This is a genomic window from Bradyrhizobium sp. LA6.1, assembly GCF_040547805.1.
Classification (GTDB): domain Bacteria; phylum Pseudomonadota; class Alphaproteobacteria; order Rhizobiales; family Xanthobacteraceae; genus Bradyrhizobium; species Bradyrhizobium barranii.
On record NZ_JBEPQK010000021.1, the window covers coordinates 155,957 to 175,176 of the forward strand.

15 protein-coding genes are annotated in these 19,220 nt (G+C 64.5%); 7 read left to right on the top strand and 8 right to left on the bottom strand.

The window, feature by feature from the left end; translation table 11 throughout:
- Positions 1 to 15 precede the first annotated feature (15 nt).
- From ABIB99_RS37055 to ABIB99_RS37080, 6 genes are all read left to right on the top strand, one after another.
- Positions 16 to 1,566 carry an AMP-binding protein gene (locus ABIB99_RS37055; RefSeq protein ID WP_354180511.1) on the top strand — a complete coding sequence of 517 codons (1,551 nt, stop codon included), beginning with the start codon at positions 16 to 18 and terminating at the stop codon, positions 1,564 to 1,566.
- 373 nt (positions 1,567 to 1,939) lie between these two features.
- A complete protein-coding gene (locus ABIB99_RS37060) occupies positions 1,940 to 3,538 on the top strand; it encodes an ABC transporter substrate-binding protein (RefSeq protein ID WP_354180513.1) in 1,599 nt (532 codons plus the stop codon).
- Positions 3,539 to 3,573: 35 nt separating this feature from the next.
- Positions 3,574 to 4,521 (top strand): ABC transporter permease, encoded by a 948-nt coding sequence (locus ABIB99_RS37065; RefSeq protein WP_354180515.1) that lies wholly within the window; start codon positions 3,574 to 3,576, stop codon positions 4,519 to 4,521.
- Positions 4,522 to 4,530: 9 nt separating this feature from the next.
- Positions 4,531 to 5,424: an ABC transporter permease gene (locus ABIB99_RS37070; protein WP_166347925.1), complete on the top strand. Its 894-nt coding sequence runs from the start codon at positions 4,531 to 4,533 to the stop codon at positions 5,422 to 5,424.
- Positions 5,424 to 6,431, top strand: coding sequence for an ABC transporter ATP-binding protein (locus tag ABIB99_RS37075; RefSeq protein ID WP_354180518.1), 1,008 nt, complete (start codon positions 5,424 to 5,426; stop codon positions 6,429 to 6,431). The genes ABIB99_RS37070 and ABIB99_RS37075 overlap by 1 nt, the downstream gene beginning before the upstream one ends.
- A complete protein-coding gene (locus tag ABIB99_RS37080) occupies positions 6,428 to 7,414 on the top strand; it encodes an ABC transporter ATP-binding protein (RefSeq protein WP_354180520.1) in 987 nt (328 codons plus the stop codon). The genes ABIB99_RS37075 and ABIB99_RS37080 overlap by 4 nt, the downstream gene beginning before the upstream one ends.
- Here ABIB99_RS37080 and ABIB99_RS37085 read toward each other — a convergent pair.
- From ABIB99_RS37085 to ABIB99_RS37120, 8 genes are all read right to left on the bottom strand, one after another.
- On the bottom strand, positions 7,386 to 8,198 hold the full coding sequence (locus ABIB99_RS37085; protein ID WP_354180522.1) for a hypothetical protein: 813 nt from the start codon (positions 8,196 to 8,198) through the stop codon (positions 7,386 to 7,388). The genes ABIB99_RS37080 and ABIB99_RS37085 overlap by 29 nt on opposite strands.
- Positions 8,199 to 8,498: 300 nt before the next feature.
- Positions 8,499 to 10,475 (bottom strand): acetyl/propionyl/methylcrotonyl-CoA carboxylase subunit alpha, encoded by a 1,977-nt coding sequence (locus ABIB99_RS37090; RefSeq protein WP_354180524.1) that lies wholly within the window; start codon positions 10,473 to 10,475, stop codon positions 8,499 to 8,501.
- Positions 10,472 to 12,088: an acyl-CoA carboxylase subunit beta gene (locus tag ABIB99_RS37095; protein ID WP_354180526.1), complete on the bottom strand. Its 1,617-nt coding sequence runs from the start codon at positions 12,086 to 12,088 to the stop codon at positions 10,472 to 10,474. The genes ABIB99_RS37090 and ABIB99_RS37095 overlap by 4 nt, the downstream gene beginning before the upstream one ends.
- A gap of 114 nt (positions 12,089 to 12,202) precedes the next feature.
- On the bottom strand, positions 12,203 to 13,069 hold the full coding sequence (locus ABIB99_RS37100; protein ID WP_354180528.1) for a beta-keto acid cleavage family enzyme: 867 nt from the start codon (positions 13,067 to 13,069) through the stop codon (positions 12,203 to 12,205).
- Between the two features lie 198 nt (positions 13,070 to 13,267).
- Entirely contained in the window at positions 13,268 to 14,068 is an 801-nt protein-coding gene (locus ABIB99_RS37105) for a helix-turn-helix domain-containing protein (protein ID WP_063979985.1), read from the bottom strand.
- A 175-nt stretch (positions 14,069 to 14,243) separates the two neighbouring features.
- A complete protein-coding gene (locus ABIB99_RS37110) occupies positions 14,244 to 14,900 on the bottom strand; it encodes a glutathione S-transferase family protein (protein ID WP_354180530.1) in 657 nt (218 codons plus the stop codon).
- Positions 14,900 to 16,063, bottom strand: coding sequence for an acyl-CoA dehydrogenase family protein (locus ABIB99_RS37115; protein ID WP_354180556.1), 1,164 nt, complete (start codon positions 16,061 to 16,063; stop codon positions 14,900 to 14,902). Before ABIB99_RS37115 ends, ABIB99_RS37110 begins: the two co-directional genes overlap by 1 nt.
- Before the next feature lie 133 nt (positions 16,064 to 16,196).
- Positions 16,197 to 17,333 carry an acyl-CoA dehydrogenase family protein gene (locus tag ABIB99_RS37120; protein ID WP_283017843.1) on the bottom strand — a complete coding sequence of 379 codons (1,137 nt, stop codon included), beginning with the start codon at positions 17,331 to 17,333 and terminating at the stop codon, positions 16,197 to 16,199.
- A 267-nt stretch (positions 17,334 to 17,600) separates the two neighbouring features.
- Here ABIB99_RS37120 and ABIB99_RS37125 point away from each other — a divergent pair, with 267 nt between their 5' ends.
- Entirely contained in the window at positions 17,601 to 19,151 is a 1,551-nt protein-coding gene (locus tag ABIB99_RS37125; RefSeq protein ID WP_354180533.1) for an acyl-CoA synthetase, read from the top strand.
- The last annotated feature ends 69 nt before the right edge of the window (positions 19,152 to 19,220 follow it).

Genomic DNA, 19,220 nt, shown 5'->3' on the forward strand with positions numbered 1-19,220 from the left:
CAAGCCGGAGGACTGATGTATCCAGGTCAGCATGCTCGTCTACGCCCGCTCCAGCCCGCCTTCATCATGGCTGCAACCGGCGAGGCCGTCACCTATCGCGAGCTCGATGCGCGCAGCAACCGCCTGGCGCATCTGTTCCGCGAGCACGGCTTGAAGCGGCTCGACCATTATTCGATCTTCATGGAGAACAATTCGCGCTACCTCGAAGCCTGCGGCGCGGGCGAGCGCTCCGGGCTGTACTACACCTGCATCAACTCGTTCCTGACGCCGGGCGAGCTCGCCTATCTCCTCGTCAACAGCCGGTCGAAAATCCTGATCACGTCCGTTGCGAAACTCGACATCGCCCGCGAGGCGATCAAGGCCTGTCCGGACATCAAGCTCTGCATCGTCGCCGACGGCCCCGGCGAGAGCGACCGTATCGTCGGCCTCGCCGAGGTGACCGCCGACCTGCCCGAGGCTCCGATCGCCGATGAATGGCTCGGCACCGCCATGCTCTACTCATCCGGCACGACCGGACGGCCGAAAGGCATCCTGCGCCCGCTGCCGGAGGAACCGCCGAAGCACAATCTGCCGCTGTTCGATTTCCTGACAAAGCTTTGGCGCTACCGCGAGGGCATGGTCTATCTCTCGCCTGCCCCCCTCTATCACTCCGCGCCGCAAGCCGCGGTGAACCTCACGATCCGCATGGGCGGCACCGTGATCATCCAGGAGACGTTCGATCCCGAACGTTATCTCCAGCTCGTCCAGCAATGGGGTATCACCCACACCCAGTTGGTGCCGACGATGTTCTCGCGCATGCTGAAGCTGCCGGAGGAGGTGCGCGACCGCTACGACCTGTCGTCGCTGGAGATTGCGATCCACGCCGCAGCGCCCTGCCCGGCATTGGTCAAGGACGACATCATCAAATGGTGGGGGCCGATCATCCACGAATATTACGGCGCGACCGAAGGCCTCGGCTTCACCGCCTGCAACAGCGAGGAATGGCTTAGCCACCGCGGCACCGTCGGCAAGGTGCTGCTCGGCGACCTCCACATTCTCGACGAGAACATGAGGGCGTGCCCGACCGGCACGCCGGGCCAGGTCTGGTTCAAGACGGCATCGTCGTTCGAATATTTCAACGACCCCGAGAAGACCAGGGAGGCGCGCTCGGCCGACGGCAGCATGAGCACGGTCGGCGACGTCGGCTATGTCGACGAGGATCGTTTCCTCTATTTGACCGACCGCGCGACCTTCATGATCATCTCCGGCGGGGTGAACATCTATCCGCAGGAATGCGAGAACCTGCTCATCACCCATCCGAAGGTCGCCGATGCCGCGGTGTTCGGCGTGCCCAATCCCGATCTCGGCGAAGAGGTGAAGGCGGTGGTGCAGCCGATGCCCGGCATCGTGCCGGGCGAGGCGCTCGCCGAAGAACTGATCGCCTTCTGCGGCCAATCGCTGTCGCGGCAGAAGGTGCCGCGCTCGGTCGATTTCGAGAAGGAACTGCCGCGGCTGCCGACGGGCAAGCTGTACAAGCGGCTGCTGCGGGACCGCTATTGGGGGAACAAGACGTCACGGATCGTGTGAGCCCCACTGTCGTCCCGGGGCGCGACGAAGTCGCGAACCCGGACCCATAACCACCGGCAGGAGTCGTCGCGCGAGCAGGTAACTCCGAGTCTTCATCAAACGACTTCCTGTGGTTATGGATCCCGGATCTGCGCTTCGCTTGTCCGGGACGACGGCGGAGTTTGTTGAGGCAGCTGCCCGCAACATCTGCACAGGAACCATCCCTTCGCACCTGCACTCTCACATGAAGAGAGTGTGAACGCCTGCGGCCTTCCGTCATCCGAATTGTCGAGGCGGCGAGCGGCCTTGCCGGTTGCCTCGCTGCACGTGCGTCGCTATCGTCTGACAAACAGGCCGCAAAGGCCCAAAAGACTAATGTCCAGGGAGGATGAGCATGCGGAGCGTGTGGGCGCTCGCCGCAGTGGCGGCGCTATCTGTGCTGACGGCCTCGACCACCGCGCTCGCCGGCGGGCCCAAGCAGGGCGGAATCCTGCGGATGTACCACCGCGACAGCCCCGGCAATGCCTCGATCCATGAAGGCGCGACCTATTCGCTCAATGTTCCCTTCATGCCTGTGTTCAACAACCTCGTCATCTACAAGCAGGACGAGGCGCAGAACAGGATGGACAACATCATTCCGGAACTCGCCGAGAGCTGGGCCTGGGTCAACGACAACAAGACGCTGACCTTCAAGCTGCGCCCGGGCGTGAAATGGCATGACGGCAAGCCGTTCACCTCCGCGGACGTCAAATGCACCTTCGACATGCTGATGGGCAAGTCGCAGCAGAAGTTCCGGCAGAATCCGCGCAAGACCTGGTACGAGCAGGTCAACGACGTCTCCACCAACGGCGACCTCGAGGTTTCCTTCAACTTGAAGCGGCCGCAGCCGTCGCTGCTGGCCCTGCTCGCCTCGGGCTACACGCCGGTCTATCCCTGTCACGTCTCGCCCGGCGACATGCGCACGCACCCGATCGGCACCGGCCCGTTCAAATTCGTCGAGTTCAAGGCCAATGAATCGATCAAGCTGACCCGCAATCCCGACTATTGGCGCGAGGGGCGGCCCTATCTCGACGGCATCGAGTTCACCATCATCCCGAACCGTTCGACCGCGATCCTCGCCTTCGTCGCCGGCAAGTTCGACATGGCGTTCCCGACCGAAGTGAGCATTCCGCTGCTGAAGGACGTCAAATCGCAGGCGCCGAAAGCGGTCTGCGTGGTCGAGCCCAACAATGTCGCCACCAACATCATCGTCAATTCCTCCGCGCCACCGTTCGACAATATCGACATCCGCCGCGCCATGGCGCTGTCGCTCGACCGCAAGGCGTTCATCTCGATCATGTTCGAGGGCCAGGGCGATGTCGGCGGCACCATGCTGCCGCCGCCGAACGGGCTGTGGGGCATGCCGAAGGAGATGCTCGAGACCATTCCCGGCTATGGCCCCGATGTGAACGCCAACCGCGAGGAGGCGAAGAAGCTGATGCAGAAGGCCGGCTACGGGCCGGACAAGCATCTCGCCGTCAAGGTCTCGACCCGCAACATCCCGGTCTACCGCGATCCCGCGGTGATCCTGATCGACCAGCTCAAGAGCATCTATATCGACGGCGAGCTCGACGTGGTCGAGACCGCGAACTGGTTCCCGAAGATCGCACGCAAGGACTACATGCTCGGGCTCAATTTGACCGGCAACGCCGTCGACGATCCCGACCAGTCGTTCTACGAGAACTATTCCTGCGGCTCCGAGCGCAACTACACCAATTACTGCAACAAGGAGATCGAAAAGCTGTTCGACGTGCAGTCGCAGGAGACCGACATCAACAAGCGCAAGAAGCTGGTGTGGGACATCGACAAGAAGCTGCAGGAGGACGTCGCCCGCCCGATCATCTTCCACGCGCGCACCGGCTCCTGCTGGCAGCCCTATGTCAAGGGCGTAACGGTGATGTCGAACAGCTCCTATAATGGATATCGCTACGAGGACGTCTGGATGGACAAGTAGCGCAGGCGGCTGGCGGTTTCGACAGGAGGCGATGCATGTTTGCCTATCTGGTGCGGCGCCTGTTCCTGATGCTCGTGACCCTGTTCGGGATCTCGGTCGTCATCTTCTTCCTGCTGCGCATCGTGCCCGGCAACATCGTCGACATCCTGTTTGCCGCGGCCGGCTATGTCGATCCCGCCGACAAGGCCAATCTGGAGAAGGAGCTCGGCATCGACCAGCCACTGATCGTGCAGTACTGGCACTGGATCAGCGGTTTTCTGCGCGGCGATTTCGGCTACTCCTATGTTTCCGAGAAGCCCGCGCTTCAGGAGATTTTGCCGCGGATCCCGATCACCGCGCGGCTCGCCGGGCTGGCGCTGTTGTTCTCGGCGTCGATCGGCATTCCGCTCGGCGTCATCAGCGCGGTGAAGCAGGGGACACGGCTCGATTACGCGTTGCGCGTCGTCAGCCTCAGCGGCTTGTCGCTGCCCTCGTTCTGGCTCGGCCTGCTGATCCTCACCGCTTCGGTGGCGATGTTCAACCAGATGCCGATCTTCAATCCCAATCCGCAGACCTGGCTCGAGGCGTTCGCGACCTACGCCGTGCCGGCGGCCGCCGTCGGCTTCCGCAGCGCGGCGCTGACCATGCGCATCACGCGATCCTCGATGCTCGAGGTGCTGCGGCAGGACTATATCCGCACCGCGCGCGCCAAGGGCGCCTCCGACGCCGCCGTCAACTATAAGCATGCGCTGAAGAACGCGATCCTGCCCGTCATCACCGTGATCGGCATCGAGGCCGCGTTCCTGATCGGCGGCCTGATCGTGACCGAGACCGTGTTCAACATCCCCGGCGTCGCACGCTTCCTGGTCGAAGCGATCCGCTGGCGCGACTACCCGATCGTGCAGAACCTCGTGATGCTGATTGCGGTCGTGGTGGTCAGCGCGAACTTCATCGTCGACATGCTCTACGCGGTGTTCGATCCGCGCATCCGGTATACGGATTAGGAGATCAGCTTGGCCGCGATTGACTATGATCTCGAACTGAGGCGGGCCGGCGCACATGCGACTGGCGGCTGGCGGCGCGTGCTGTATTTGGCGCAGCGGCATGTGCTGGGCGCGGCCGGGCTGATCATCATGACGCTGTTCGTGTTCACGGCGATCTTTGCCGACTTCATCGCGCGCTACGATCCCCTGACGATCGACGCCGCTCGCGCGCTGGCGCGCCCTAGCCTGGCGCACTGGATGGGCACGGACTCCTTCGGCCGTGACGTGTTCAGCCGCATCATCCACGGTGCACGAATCTCACTCGCCGTCGGTATCGGCTCGACGGCACTTGGCGGCACGATCGGCGTCATCGTCGGGCTGACCTCCGGCTATCTCTCCGGCTGGGTCGATCTGGTGTTCCAGCGTGTCTCCGACATTCTTCAAGCGCTTCCGCTGCTGGTCCTGGCGTTGATCATGACCGCCGCACTCGGTCCGTCCCTGCCGAACGTCATCATCGCCATCGCCATTCCGCTGATCCCGACCGTGTCGCGCGTCATTCGCGCCAACACGCTGGCGCTGCGCGAGCTGCCCTTTATCGAAGCCGCCAAGTCGATCGGCATGAGCGAGGTGCGGATCGCGCTACGCCACGTGCTGCCGAACACGCTGGCGCCGCTGATCGTGCTCGCGACCGCGCAGCTGGGCTCGACCATCCTGACCGAAGCCTCGCTGTCCTTTCTCGGCCTCGGCATTCCCGAGCCCTATCCGTCATGGGGCCGCATGCTCTCGGAATCCGCCGCCGAGTATGTCCGTACCGCGCCATGGCTGGTGATCTTCCCCGGCATCGCGATCAGCCTCGCCGTGTTCGGCGCCAATCTGTTCGGCGACGCCCTGCGCGACATCCTCGATCCCCGGCAGCGCGGCTGATGGCAAACAAATCCGATCTCGTGCTCGATGTGAATAACCTGAAGACGGTGTTCTTCACCAACTCCGGCCTGTTCAAAGCCGTCGACGATGTCTCCTTCACCGTGAGGCGCGGGGAGACGCTCGCAATCGTCGGCGAATCCGGCTGCGGCAAGAGCGTCACCGCGTTGTCCCTGATGCGGCTGGTGCCCGATCCGCCCGGCCGCATCGTCGGCGGGTCGGTCTCGCTCGAAGGCACCGAACTGCTGGCGCTGGATGAATCCGAGATGCGCGCCGTCAGGGGCAATCGCATCTCCATGATCTTCCAGGAGCCGATGACCTCGCTCAATCCGGTGATGCGGATCGGTGACCAGATCGTCGAGGCGGTCCGGTTGCACCGGGCGATGCCGGCCAGAGAAGCGCGCGACATCGCGGTCGAGATGCTGCGGCTGGTCCGCATTCCCGAACCGGCGCGGCGCGCGCGGGAGTATCCGCATCAGCTTTCCGGCGGCATGCGCCAGCGCGCGATGATCGCGATGGCGCTGGCCTGCCGTCCGGCGCTGCTGATCGCGGACGAGCCGACCACCGCGCTCGACGTCACCATCCAGGCGCAGATCCTGGCGCTGATCCTCGACCTTCAGAAGGAGCTCGGCACCGGGCTCGTGCTGATCACGCATGATCTCGGCGTCGTCGCGCAGACCGCGCAGCGGGTGATCGTGATGTATGCGGGGAAGAAGGTGGAGGAGGCAACGGTGGAAGCGCTGTTCGCCGATCCCAAGCACCCCTACACGCGCGGGCTGATGGCCTCGATCCCGGCCGTACCGGCGTCAGGTGTTCCGGTGCAGGCGCGGCTCAACGAAATTCCCGGCACCGTGCCGTCGCTGGTGCGGCTGCCGAAAGGCTGCGCCTTCGCGCCGCGCTGCAAGCTCGCGATCAAGCGTTGCGAGGCCGAATATCCGCCGCTGGCGGACTGGGGCGGCGGCCATCTCGCGGCGTGCTGGCGCGCGGCCGAAGTGGCGGAGGTGGCATGACCGAGGCGCTGCTCGAAGTCACCGATCTCAAGAAGCACTATCCGGTGCGCGCCGGCGTGTTGCGGCGGCAGGTCGGCACCGTGCATGCGGTCGACGGCGTCTCGTTCTCGGTTCATACCGGCGAGACGCTCGGCCTTGTCGGCGAATCCGGCTGCGGCAAGTCGACGGTGGCACGCAGCGTGCTGCGGCTGGTCGAGCCGACTTCGGGCCAGATCCGCCTTGATGGCGAGGACATCACCCGTCTCTCCAAGGCCGCGCTGCGGCCGCATCGCCGCTCGATGCAGATCGTGTTCCAGGACCCGTTCGCTTCGCTCAATCCGCGTATGACCGCCGGCGACATCGTCGGCGAGCCGCTCGCCGTGCATGGGCTCGCAAGCGGCAAGGAGCTGGAAGCGCGCACCGCAAAACTGTTCGAGCAGGTGGGCCTGCGGCCCGATCAGATGCGCAACTTCCCGCATCAATTCTCCGGCGGCCAGCGCCAGCGCATCTGCATCGCACGCGCGCTGGCGCTCGGGCCGCGCCTGATCGTCTGCGACGAACCGGTCTCCGCGCTCGACGTTTCAATCCAGGCGCAGGTCATCAATCTCCTGATCGACCTGCAGAAGCAGCACGGCTTCTCCTATCTCTTCATCGCGCATGACCTCGCCGTGGTCGCCCATATCAGCCATCGCGTCGCCGTGATGTATCTCGGCCGCATCGTCGAGATCGCCGACAAGGACGAGCTGTTCCGCAATCCCCGCCATCCCTACACGCAGGCCCTGCTCGCCTCCGTGCCGGTTGCGAACCCGTTTGCCAAGAAGCTCGCGCCGCTGGTCGACGGCGACGTGCCGAGCCCGGTCAATCCGCCCTCCGGCTGCGCGTTTCACACCCGCTGCCGGTTTGCGATCGAGCGGTGCAAGACGGAGCGGCCGGCGCTGGTGGACGCGGGTGATAGGCATCAGGTGGCGTGCCTGCTCAACGAGGGCACGGGACGGAGCCAGTAGGCCGCAACGCCCGGATCACCGGCCAGGCCGCCAGCGCGGCGGCCAGATGCTTGAGCGTGTGGCCCGAGACAATGTGGCCTGTCGCTTCAAATATGGTCACGTCACCCAGCTCGAAAAGCTTGGCCAGCGCGTAAAAGAAGATCACGCCGCCCAGAGACACGCCAAGCGCACCGGGCCGGGGCCGTGTCAACGCCAGTCCCACGGCCAACGCCATGCCGCCGAACTGCACGACCACCCATGGCGTGAGATTCTCGCGTGCCACCCAGGCCGCGAGCAGGCCCGCAACCGTCACCAGCACCACCACCGCCTGACCGGCACGCACGCTGATGCGCTCGCTGGCCGCGATGCCCAGAAAGCCCGCGAACGCCACCGCCATACCGAGACGATCGGCCACCAGCCGCTGCGGCGCGTCGGGATCCAGATGATAGATGCACGATCCTATGCAAGTGAGGATCAGACCCACGAAGAGGCAACCTGCACCCGCGGGCGCATCAGGGTGGGCACGCAGGCGCAGCAAGCCCCAAGCGCCCATCGCCAGGAAGGCAAGATTGCTCAGCACGTCGCCGGCGTTGGGCACGCCCAGCCAGGTGCGGGTGTCGACGAAATGCGGGATGTGCCAGCCGGTGGCGGGCATCGCGGGTGCGAGGAGCGCCACCAGCGTCAAGACGAAGAGCGCACCGATCAAATATTTTTCGCGGATCTGAGGTGCGGCGAACGGCAGTCGGTTGGACCGCGAAGGGAGCGTGGCAGCTGTGTTTCGGCCGGGATCAGTTGCGCGCAACATACAGGCCTCCTCGTGAATTGAACATCGTTCAATAGTAGTAAGCCGAAAGTGAATATTGTTCAATAAAACTGCGCTTGAGCACGAACTGGTAACTATCGGATTGAAATCATTCAAATTTCGGCGCGAAAACGAAGAGCTGCCACGGCAGGGCTCGACGGAGCATCTCACCCCATCGTCATTGCGAGCGCAGCCAAGCAATCCGGGCCCCTCCGAGTAGTGAGACGGGATTGCTTCGTCGCCTCCACCTTCGCTCTTCGAGCTAGGGCGGACAAGTCGTTCCTCGCGATAATGGCGAGAGCGCTACCCCGCCCCGATCTCCGCCACGACCCTACCCGTGGTGACCTGCTCGCCTTCGGCGACGTCGATCGCGGCGATAACGCCGTCGATGCCGGCCTTGTGGACGTGCTCCATCTTCATCGCTTCCAGGGTCATCACCGGTTGACCGGCGGTGACGCGGTCACCGGGCTTGACCAGCACGGCGACGACGCGGCCGTTCATGGCGGCGCGGACTTTACCATCGCCGCCGTTGGTTGCGGCCGCCTTCGGCGCGGCGAGGGTGAGATCGGTGACCGCAAGCGGGATGCCGCGATGCTGGAGGTAGAGCCGGTCGCCATCGCGCAGGAATTTTGCGCAGTCCATCACGCCGTCGTGGCGAAAGCGGATGGCGTCGGGATCGAGCTGGTCGATCTCGAACTTGTCCTGACGGCCGTCGGCGGCGACGATGTAGCCGCCATCGCGCTCACGCGTGACTTCGAGCTCGTGGGTGTGGCCGGCGATCTCGACTTTCGCCGGCAGCGGGAATGTTGCCGCCAGGCTCCGGCCACCTTGCCATGACGGCGCGCGCGGATTGGTGACATAGAGCAGCAGGCCCGCCAGCGCCGTATTGAATGCAGCATTCGCCGGCGGCGCCAACAGTTCGTCGCGATGTGCACCGATGAAAGCTGTCGTCGCCTCGCCTCTGGCAAATCCGGGATGGCGCAGGCAGGACATCAGGAACGCCTGATTGGTGGTCACGCCAAACGCAGTGAGTTGCTCCAGGCCGACAATCAGCCGCCCCCTCGCCTCCTCCCGTGTCGCGCCATGGCTGATCACCTTGGCGATCATGGAATCGTAGAACGGCGGAATCTCCGCACCCGATCGCAGCGCGTGCTCGACGCGGATGCTGTCAGGTACCTGCCAGCGCGCCATGCGGCCGGACTGCGGCATGAAATCCTGCGCGGCATCTTCTGAGCACAGCCGCACCTCGATGGCGTGGCCTGAGAACTTGATGTCCTGCTGCTTCACCGGCAATGGCTCGCCGCGCGCGACACGCAGCTGCAGCTCGACGAGATCGAGCCCGGTGATCGCCTCGGTGACGGGATGCTCGACCTGGAGGCGCGTGTTCATCTCCATGAAGTAGAACTCGCCGCTGGCGTCGAGCAGGAATTCCAGCGTGCCGGCGCCCTCATAGCGCAGCGCCTTGACTGCCGCTACCGCGACCTCGCCCATTTTCGCACGCAGCTCCGGCGTGACTGCCGGCGATGGTGCCTCCTCGATCAGCTTCTGATGTCGCCGCTGCACCGAGCAGTCGCGCTCGCCGAGATGGATGGCGTTGCCGTGGCTGTCTCCGAACACCTGGATCTCGATGTGGCGGGGATTCTGGATGGCGCGTTCTAGGATGACGGTCGGATCGCCAAAGGCGGCGTTTGCCTCCGACCGCGCACTGCGCAACGCATCGGGGAAGGATGCGGCATCGGTGACGAGCCGCATGCCGCGGCCACCGCCGCCCGCGACCGCCTTGATCATCACGGTGAAGCCGATCTTTTTGGCTTCCGCGAGCATGACCTCGTCGCTTTGGTCGGCGCCCTGATAGCCGGGCACGCAGGGCACGCCGGCCTTCCTCATGATCTCCTTGGCGCCGGCCTTGTTACCCATGGCCTCGATCGCCTGCGGCGAGGGACCGATGAAGACGAGGTCGGCCTCCTTGCAGGCCTGCGCAAAGTCCTCGTTCTCGGCGAGGAAGCCGTAGCCGGGATGGACGGCATCCGCGCCGCTCGCCCTGGCGGCTGCGATGATCGCGGAAATGTTGAGATAGGATTGCGCCGGCAGGGCTTCGCCGATGCGCACGGCTTGATCGGCCTGCCGCACGTGGAGCGCATCGCGATCGGCATCCGAATAGACCGCAACGACGCCGAGGCCGAGCTGCCGCGCACTGCGCATCACGCGCAGCGCGATCTCGCCACGATTGGCAACCAAAACCTTGAAGAACGGCCGGTGCTGCACTGATCCGTTCCTCATGGGCGGGCCACCGAGAATTGCATGCGCTGGGGCGTGCGCGCATCGCCTTCGCGGCAGATCGCGAGCACCTCGGACAGCACCGCACGGGTGTCGCGCGGGTCGATCACGCCGTCGTCGAGCACGCGCGCGCTGGTCGAGAACACGTCCATCTGGCCGTCGAACACGCCGATGATCTGCACCTTCATCGCGTCGAGCTTTTCTTTCTCGACCGGCTTGCCGCGACGCGCGGCGGCGGCCTCGGTCACGATCGCCATGGTCTCGGCGGCCTGCTCGCCACCCATCACGGCGGTCTTGGCGTTGGGCCAGGAGAAGCAGAAGCGCGGATGGAAGCCGCGTCCGCACATGCCGTAATTGCCGGCTCCGAACGAGGCGCCGCAATAGATGGTGATCTGCGGCACCGTCGCCGAGGTCACCGCCTGGATCATCTTCGAGCCGTGCTTGATCATGCCGGCTTCTTCATAGGCTCGGCCTACCATGTAGCCGGTGGTGTTGTTGAGATAGAGGATCGGCGTGCGGGTCTGACAGCAGGCCTGGATGAAATGCGTCGCCTTGTTGGCGCCGGCGGGATCGAGCGGGCCGTTGTTGGTGATGATGCCGATCGCCTGGCCTTCGATGCGGGCGTGACCGCAGACGGTGGCGGGGCCGTAATTGGGCGCCATCTCGGTGAAGTCGGAATCGTCGACGATGCGCGCGATCACCTGCTTCATGTCGACGGTGCGCTTGTGGTCCATCGGCATGATGCCGAGCAGCTCGTCCTGGTCGTAGCGCGGCGGTTTGAACTGCGGAGCCGCGCGGCCCGGCCGCTCCCATTCCAGCGCTGCCATGATCTCGCGCGCGATGCGCAGCGCATCGCGGTCGTCCTCCGCGAGGTAATCGCCAAGACCTGAGACCTGCGTGTGCATCTCGGCACCGCCGAGCTCTTCCTCGGTCGCGATCTCGCCGGTTGCGGCTTTCAACAGAGGTGGCCCGGCGAGGAACGCACGGGTGCGGCCACGGACCATGACGATGTAATCGGACAGGCCGGTCTGGTAGGCGCCGCCCGCGGTAGACGAGCCGTGCGTGACGGTGACGACCGGCAGCCCTGCCGCCGAGAGCCGCGCGAGATTGCGAAAGATGTTGCCGCCGCGAACAAAGTCCTCGACGCGGTAGCGCAGCAGATTGGCTCCAGCGCTTTCGACGAGCTGGACGTAAGGCAGCTTGTTCTCCAGCGCGAGCTCCTGCACCCGCAGCGTCTTGTCGAGGCCGTAAGGCTGGAGCGCGCCGGCATCGATGCCGGCGTCATTGGCGCTGACCATGCAGCGGACGCCGGAGACGAAGCCGATGCCGGAGATGACGCCGCCGCCGGGCACGCTCTTGTTCGCATCTGATACGTCGAACATGTAGCCGGCGAGCGTCGACAGCTCGATGAAGGGCGCGCCGGGATCGAGCACCAGCGCGACGCGTTCGCGCGGCAGCAGCTGGCCGCGCTTGTGGAAGCGATCCTTTGCCGCCGCCGACGCCGCACGCGTGCGCTCTTCCAGCGCGCGCATGCGGTCGATCAGCGCGAGCATGCCGTCGCGATTGGCATGATAGGCAGTGCTGCCGGGGGAAGTGGTGTTGTCGAGAATGGACATAACTCTATCCTGCTCGTCATTGCGAGGAGCGAAGCGACGAAGCAATCCAGACCGTCACCGCGGAAAGACCCTGGATTGCTTCGCTTCGCTCGCAATGACGGTTGAGGCGATACCTTACCTATTCGTCCCAAAGATCTTCCGCGCTTCGGCGGGGCTTGCGATCTCGCGGCCCGCACGGCGGGCGCAGGCGGCGATGGCCTCGATCAACTGGCCGTTCGAGGTCACCTTCTTGCCGTCGGCGAGATAGAAGGCATCCTCCAGACCTGTGCGCAGGTGGCCGCCGAGTTCGGCGCAGCGCTGGTGCAGCGGCCAGATCTCTTCGCGACCGATCGCGGTGACCTGGAAATGCGCCTCGGGCCGTTTCAGCTTGATCAGGATCGGCAGCAGATCAGCATCGGACGGCATGCCGGAGGCAACGCCCATCACGAAGTTATATTCGAGCGGGCCTTTGTACATGCCGACCTGGTGATACATGCCGACGCAGCGGACGATGCCGACGTCGAAACATTCGAACTCGGGGATGGTGCCGACGGCGTTCATGACGTCGAGATAGTCCTTCACCTTCTCGACCGCGTTGTCGAACATCATCGGCGGCCAGGCCCAGGTGTTGTCGGCTTTCACCTTCAGATAGTTCAGCGAGCCGGCATTGCAGGCCGCGATCTCCGGCCTGGTCTCGCGGATGCAATCGAGCGCGCCGCTGTAGTTCGGCCCTGAGACGCCCGAGGTGTGATTGATGATGACGCCGGGGCAGGCCTCGCGGATGGCCTGCTGAATCTCCTTGCTGACACTCACGTCCCAGGATGGCAGATGTCCCTTGTCTGGCGCCTGCTGACGCAGATGGATGTGCATGATGCTGGCGCCGGCATCGAACGCAGCCTTGGCTTCGCGTGCCATCTGCTCGGGCGTCACAGGCACGTTGTGCTGCTTCGGATCGGTGAGCACGCCGTTCAGCGCGCAGGTGATGACGGCCTTGTCGCTCATGCCAAAAATGTCTCGCACGTTGAGAATTCAACGCTTTCGATCATGTGATGAGCGGCATGCGGCTTCTTGCGCGGAGAAGCTGGAAGGCACGGCTATCGTAGGGTGGGCCAAGGCGCTCTCGCGCCGTGCCCACCACGTCTTGGCGCTGAACGAAGATGGTGGGCACGCTTTCGCTTTGCCCACCCTACGAGAGCGCGCCTAACTCGCCTCCGCGAGCCTCACCGTCTCGGTGCTGCGGTAGATCGCGAGGTCGCGCGAGCCGACGAAGATCGCGCGCGGCTTCAATCCATAGAAGCGGCGGATCGAATGGCTGAAATGGGTCGAGTCGGGATAGCCGATGTCCTGCGCGAGATGGGCGAGATTGAGGTCCTGGTTGGCGAAGTGCAGCAAATGCCGCGCACGCTTCCAGGCACGGAAGGAACGGAACGAGATGCCGGTCTCCTCCTTGAACAGATGCAGGAAGCGCGAGGCCGAGAGGCCCGCTTCCGCCGCGCACGTATCCGCCGTCACCGGCTCGCCGGAGAAGCGACCGATGCGGGCGACGGCGCGCATCACGCGCGGATCGAGCACGCGACGCGGTAACGCCTCGCCAAAGCACATCTCGTCGAATTCGGCGGTGGTGATGTCGCCATAGCGGCGCTGGCGCAGCAGCGTATAGGCGGCGAGGATCTTGCGGGCATAGACGGCCCGGTCGGGTCCGGTCAGCCGCGCGGCCAGGGCCTCGATCACGCCGTCCGGCATGCTTTCCGGCTCGAGCGTCACGCTGATTGCAGTGCGGTAATCGCTGGCGATGGAATGCCGCTGGTTCGGCAGGGTCACGAACAGCTCGCCGGTGGCGAGAACGTCGTCGATCGTCAGATGCAGGCTGCCCTTCACCGCGACATAGACGTGGCAGCAGCCAGGGGTGCGCTTGCGGGGGCGGCCGAGCAGGCCTGCATAGAATACCCGCTCCGGCGTGATCAGCATCAGATGGTCGGATTCGCGACCGTTATCTTCCATTGGGATCCTCCTCGCGCGGCTCTTTGGCCGCTGCGGACGGAGGTCACCTTAGCGGAAATTTGGGCGCTGTCACGGCGCGATAGCGCTGTCATGGCGCGCAAAAGATTACCATTCCGGGACGATGATCAGTCGTCCCGGAACCGCGATGAGACCGCAGTCCCATCCTACGGAATGCTTACGCCCTCACGCGCGGCGCAACATTCTGCTCGACGCCGGCCTTCTGCTCCGCAGCAACCGCGCGCTTGAATCCGTCGCGTTGCTGCAAACGCGCCCAATACGCTGCGACATTTGGCTCGAAATCCTTGGCGAGCCCGACGTTGTTGGCGAGGCGGAGCGCGTAGCCGATGACAATGTCAGCGGCGGTGAAGCGGCCTGCGCACAATGTTTCGGCATTGGCCGTCGCCGCCTCGACCGCGCGCAGCCGCCCCCGGAACCATTTTGCGTAATCGGTGGCGACCTGCGGATTGCGGCGCTCCTCCGGCTCAAGCTGGGTGTATCGGAGCACCAGCGTCTGCGGGAAGGTTAACGTGGCGTCGCTGAAATACATCCAGTTCAGGAAGGCGCCATAGGCGGGATCTTCGGGTCCGACCATCAACGGCGTCGGTCCGTGCTTGATTCCGAGGTAGTGGCAGATGCCGGAGGACTCGGTCATCTTCGTCTCGCCGTCGACCATGAAGGGAATGGTGCCGAGCGGATTGAGCGCAAGGTACTCCTTGGCGAAGACCCGCGGCGGGAACGGCAGCATCTTCAATTCATACGGAAGCCCCATCTCCTCCAGCATCCAGAGCGGACGGAACGAGCGCGCGGCGTCGCAGTGATAGAGCGTGATCATCAGGAAATACCTTTACTGCCGGGCAGCGTGCCCATCATCTTACACAGGACCATCAGCATGACCTCGTCAGCACCGCCGCCGATCGAGGTCAGGCGGCTGTCGCGATAGGCACGGCTGACCGGCGTCTCGTTGGTAAAGCCCATTCCGCCCCAATATTGCAAGCAGGCGTCGGTGAGCTCGCGGCCGAGCCGGCCGGCTTTGAGCTTGGCCATGGTCGCAAGCTTGGTTACGTCCTCGCCAGCCACGAGCTGCTCGGCGGCGCGATAGATCAGCGCGCGCAACAGCTCGACTTCGGTCTGCATCTCCGCGAGCTTGAAGTGCACGACCTGGTTGTCGAGGATCGACTTCCCGAAGGCCTTGCGGTTGCGGGTGTACTCGATGGTCTCGTTGATGATGTATTCGTGCGCCTTCAGGCAGGCCGCCGCGCCCCAGAGCCGCTCCTCCTGGAACTGGATCATCTGGTAGGTAAACCCCTTGCCCTCCTCGCCGATCCGGTTGCGCTTGGGCACGCGGACATTGTCGAAAAAGATCTGCGCGGTGTCCGAGGAGCGCATGCCCATCTTGTCGAGCTTTCGTGCCACCGTGACGCCCTTGCTCTTCATGGGCACGCAGATCAACGACTTGTTGCGATGAACCGGCCCATCGCCGGTGTTGGCGAGCAGGCAGATCCAGTCGGCCTGCGTGCCATTGGTGATCCACATCTTGCCGCCATTGATGACGTAATCATCGCCGTCAGAGCGCGCATTGGTCTTGATCGAGGCGACGTCGGAGCCAGCGCCGGGCTCGGAGACGCCGATGCAGGCGACAAAGTCGCCGGCAATCGAGGGCGCCAGAAACTCGCGCCGTACCTCGTCCGAGCCAAACCGCGCCAGCGCCGGCGTCGCCATGTCGGTCTGCACCCCGATCGCCATCGGCACGCCGCCGCAGGTGATGGCGCCAAGCTCCTCCGCCATCATCAGGGCGTAGGAATAGTCGAGGCCCGAGCCGCCGAACGCGACCGGCTTGTTCAAGCCGAGGAAACCGAGGCTGCCCATCTTCTTGAACAGCTCATGCGCCGGGAAGATGTCGGCCTTCTCCCATTCATCGACATGAGGATTGATCTCGCTGGCGATGAATTTTTGTAAGGAGCGGCGGATGTCGTCGTGGTCGGCGGTGAATAGCATTTTTGTCAGCTCAGCTCTCGGTATCTCTAATGTGCTCGTCATGGCCGGGCTTGTCCCGGCCATCCACGTTTTCGTCACCCGGCAGCAAGAACGTGGATGCCCGGGACGAGCCCGGGCATGACGGAGAAAGCGGTTATAATCCCATCTGCCGCGACGCCAGATCCTTCATGATCTCCTCCGTGCCGCCGCCGATGGCATTGACCTTGACCTCGCGGTAGATGCGCTCGGCCTTGATGCCGCGCATGAAGCCGGCGCCGCCGAAGATCTGCACGGCTTCCGAGGCGCAGAACGCCATGGTCTGCGTCGCCTGATTCTTCATCATGCAGATCTCGGCGACCGGGCTCTCGCCCTGCTCCAGCCGCCAGGCCAGCATTTCGAGCATCGCCTGGGATGCCGCGACCTTCTGCGCCATGTCGACGATCTTGTGCCTGATGACCTGGTGCTGGGCGAGCGGCTTGCCAAAAGTCTTGCGCTCCTTGGCATAGGCGATCGCCTCGTCGAGGCAGACCCGCGCGAAGGCGGTGCAGCCCGCCGCCATGCCCATGCGTTCGCTGTTGAAATTCCGCATGATGATCTTGAAGCCCTGGCCTTCCTCGCCGATCAGATTTTCGGCCGGCACGCGGCAGTCGTCGAAATGCAGCGTCGCGGTGTCGGAGGCCCACCAGCCCATCTTCTTCAGTTTCGTCCGCGACAGGCCGGGCGTGTCACCCTCGATCAGGAGCAGGCTGACGCCACCGGCGCCCTCGCCGCCTGTACGCACCGCAACGGTCAGATAATCGGCGCGCATCCCTGAGGTGATGAAGGTCTTCTCGCCGGTCACGACGTAGTGATCGCCATCGCGCCGCGCCCTGGTGCGGAGGTTCGCCACATCCGAGCCGCCACCCGGCTCGGTAATCGCCAACGCGGAAATCTTCTCGCCCGACAGCACCTGCGGCAGCACGCGTGCCTTGATCTCCGGGCGCGCCGCCCGCGCGATCGGCGGCGAGCCGATGGTGTGGCTCATCAGGCTGGCGCTGACCCCGCCGGCCCCGGCGCGCGCCAATTCCTGGCTCGCCACGATCTTCATGAACTGGTCGGCGGCGATCCCGCCATATTCCTCGGGGAATCCGAGCCCCAACAGGCCAATCTCGGCCGCCTTGCGATAGAGCACGCGGGGAAATTCGCCGGCCTCGTCCCATTCATGGGCAAAGGGCGTGATCTCCTTCTCGACGAAGCGGCGCATCACCTCGCGGAAGGCATCATGCTCGGCGGTATAAAACGGGCTCTTCATCGTCGTTTCGCCCTGCTGGCGGATTCGTGTTGTCCACCATGGCCGGAACATCTGCCGCTCACTTGCGCAGAGTGGCTGACCGGGGGAACCACCCCACGCAGCCTAGGGCCTAGCAACTCAACGCAAGACGATTTTCGCCGCTCGCAGGCCAACTCCGGGGCAAAAAAAGACGTGGCGCACAAACTCCGGCTGGCCCCAGGGCCACGCCGGGTATGGTGCCCGGCAAATAGGGACGCAGGCGGCACAAGACCGCCGAGGGAGGGATTTTTGGCCGTTCGTTATTACGACTGGATCGTCCATCACGGCCGCCGCACGCCTGACAAGGTCGCGGTCATCGACCTCGCGAGCGAGCGCCGCTTCACCTATTCGCAGCTCGATGCCCGCGTCTCGCGCCTGGCCGGATTTCTCCGTGACGCGCTCAAGGTGTCGTGCGGCGACCGCGTCGCGGTGCTGGCGCTGAACACGACCGATACGCTGGAGGTGCAGTTCGCCTGCGGACGGCTCGGCGCCGTCTTCGTGCCGCTGAACACCCGCCTCACCGTTCCCGAGCTCCAGTTCATCACCGGCGATTGCGCGCCGAAGGTGATGATCCACGACACTGATCTCGCCGAGACCGCGCTCGCCGTCGCAAAGCTCTGCAACGTCGCGAGCAGCCTGCTGCTCGGCCCCGGCGGCGCTTACGAGACCGGCATCGCGTCCGCCAAGCCGCTCGCCCGCGCCGAGGAGGTCACGCTCGATGACGTCTCGACCATCATGTACACGTCGGGCACCACGGGCCATCCCAAGGGCGCGACCATCACCCATGGCATGACGTTCTGGAATTGCGTCAATCTTGGCGGCCCCGCCTGCATCGGGCCGGCCTCGGTGCTGCTGACCGTGCTGCCGCTGTTCCACACCGGCGGGCTCAATTGCTACACCAACCCGGTGCTGCATGCCGGCGGCACCGTGATGATCATGCGCGCCTTCGATCCCGGCACGGCGCTCGGTCTGATCAACGATCCCGCAAAGGGCATCAACGTGTTCTTCGGCGTGCCCGCGATCTATCAGTTCATGGCGCAGCATCCGGCCTTCGCGACCACCGACCTGACCCGGTTGATCGTTTGCGGTGTCGGCGGCGCGCCGATGCCGGTGCCGCTGCTCAAAGTCTGGGAGGCGCGCGGCGTCGCGCTGCAGCAGGGCTACGGCATGACCGAGACCTCACCGGCCGTGCTGGTGCTGGATCGCGAGGATGCGGCACGCAAGGCGGGTTCGGCCGGCAAGCCGGTGCTGCACACCGAGGTGCGGATCGTGCGCCCCGACGGCAGCGATGCCGATGTCGGCGAACTCGGCGAGCTCTGGGTCAAGGGCCCGAACATCACGCCGGGCTACTGGAACCGGCCGGAGGCGAACAAGACATCCTTCACCGACGGCTGGCTGCACACGGGCGATGCGACGCGCGTCGACGAGGAAGGCTTCTACTATATCGTCGACCGCTGGAAGGACATGTACATCTCGGGCGGCGAGAACGTCTATCCGGCCGAAGTCGAGAACGTCCTGCATCAGCTCACCGCGATCGCGGAAGCCGCCGTGATCGGCATTCCCGATCCGCAATGGGGCGAAGTAGGGCTCGCCATCGTCGCAGCCAAGCCCGGTCAGCGGCTGACCGAGGCTGATGTCTTTGCGCACTGCGCGGCCAATCTCGCGCGCTTCAAATGCCCACGACAGGTGCGCTTCGTCGATGCGCTGCCGCGCAACGCCACCGGCAAGATCCACAAGCCGACCTTGCGGAAAGAATTCTCGGTGGCGTCCGAAGTCGACAAGAAAGTCGCCAACGCCTGATCAAAGCGCCCCTTGCGGGCGCTTCTTCGTTTCTGACGTGCCTGCTCCAACCCAGAAGAAACCGCAAAG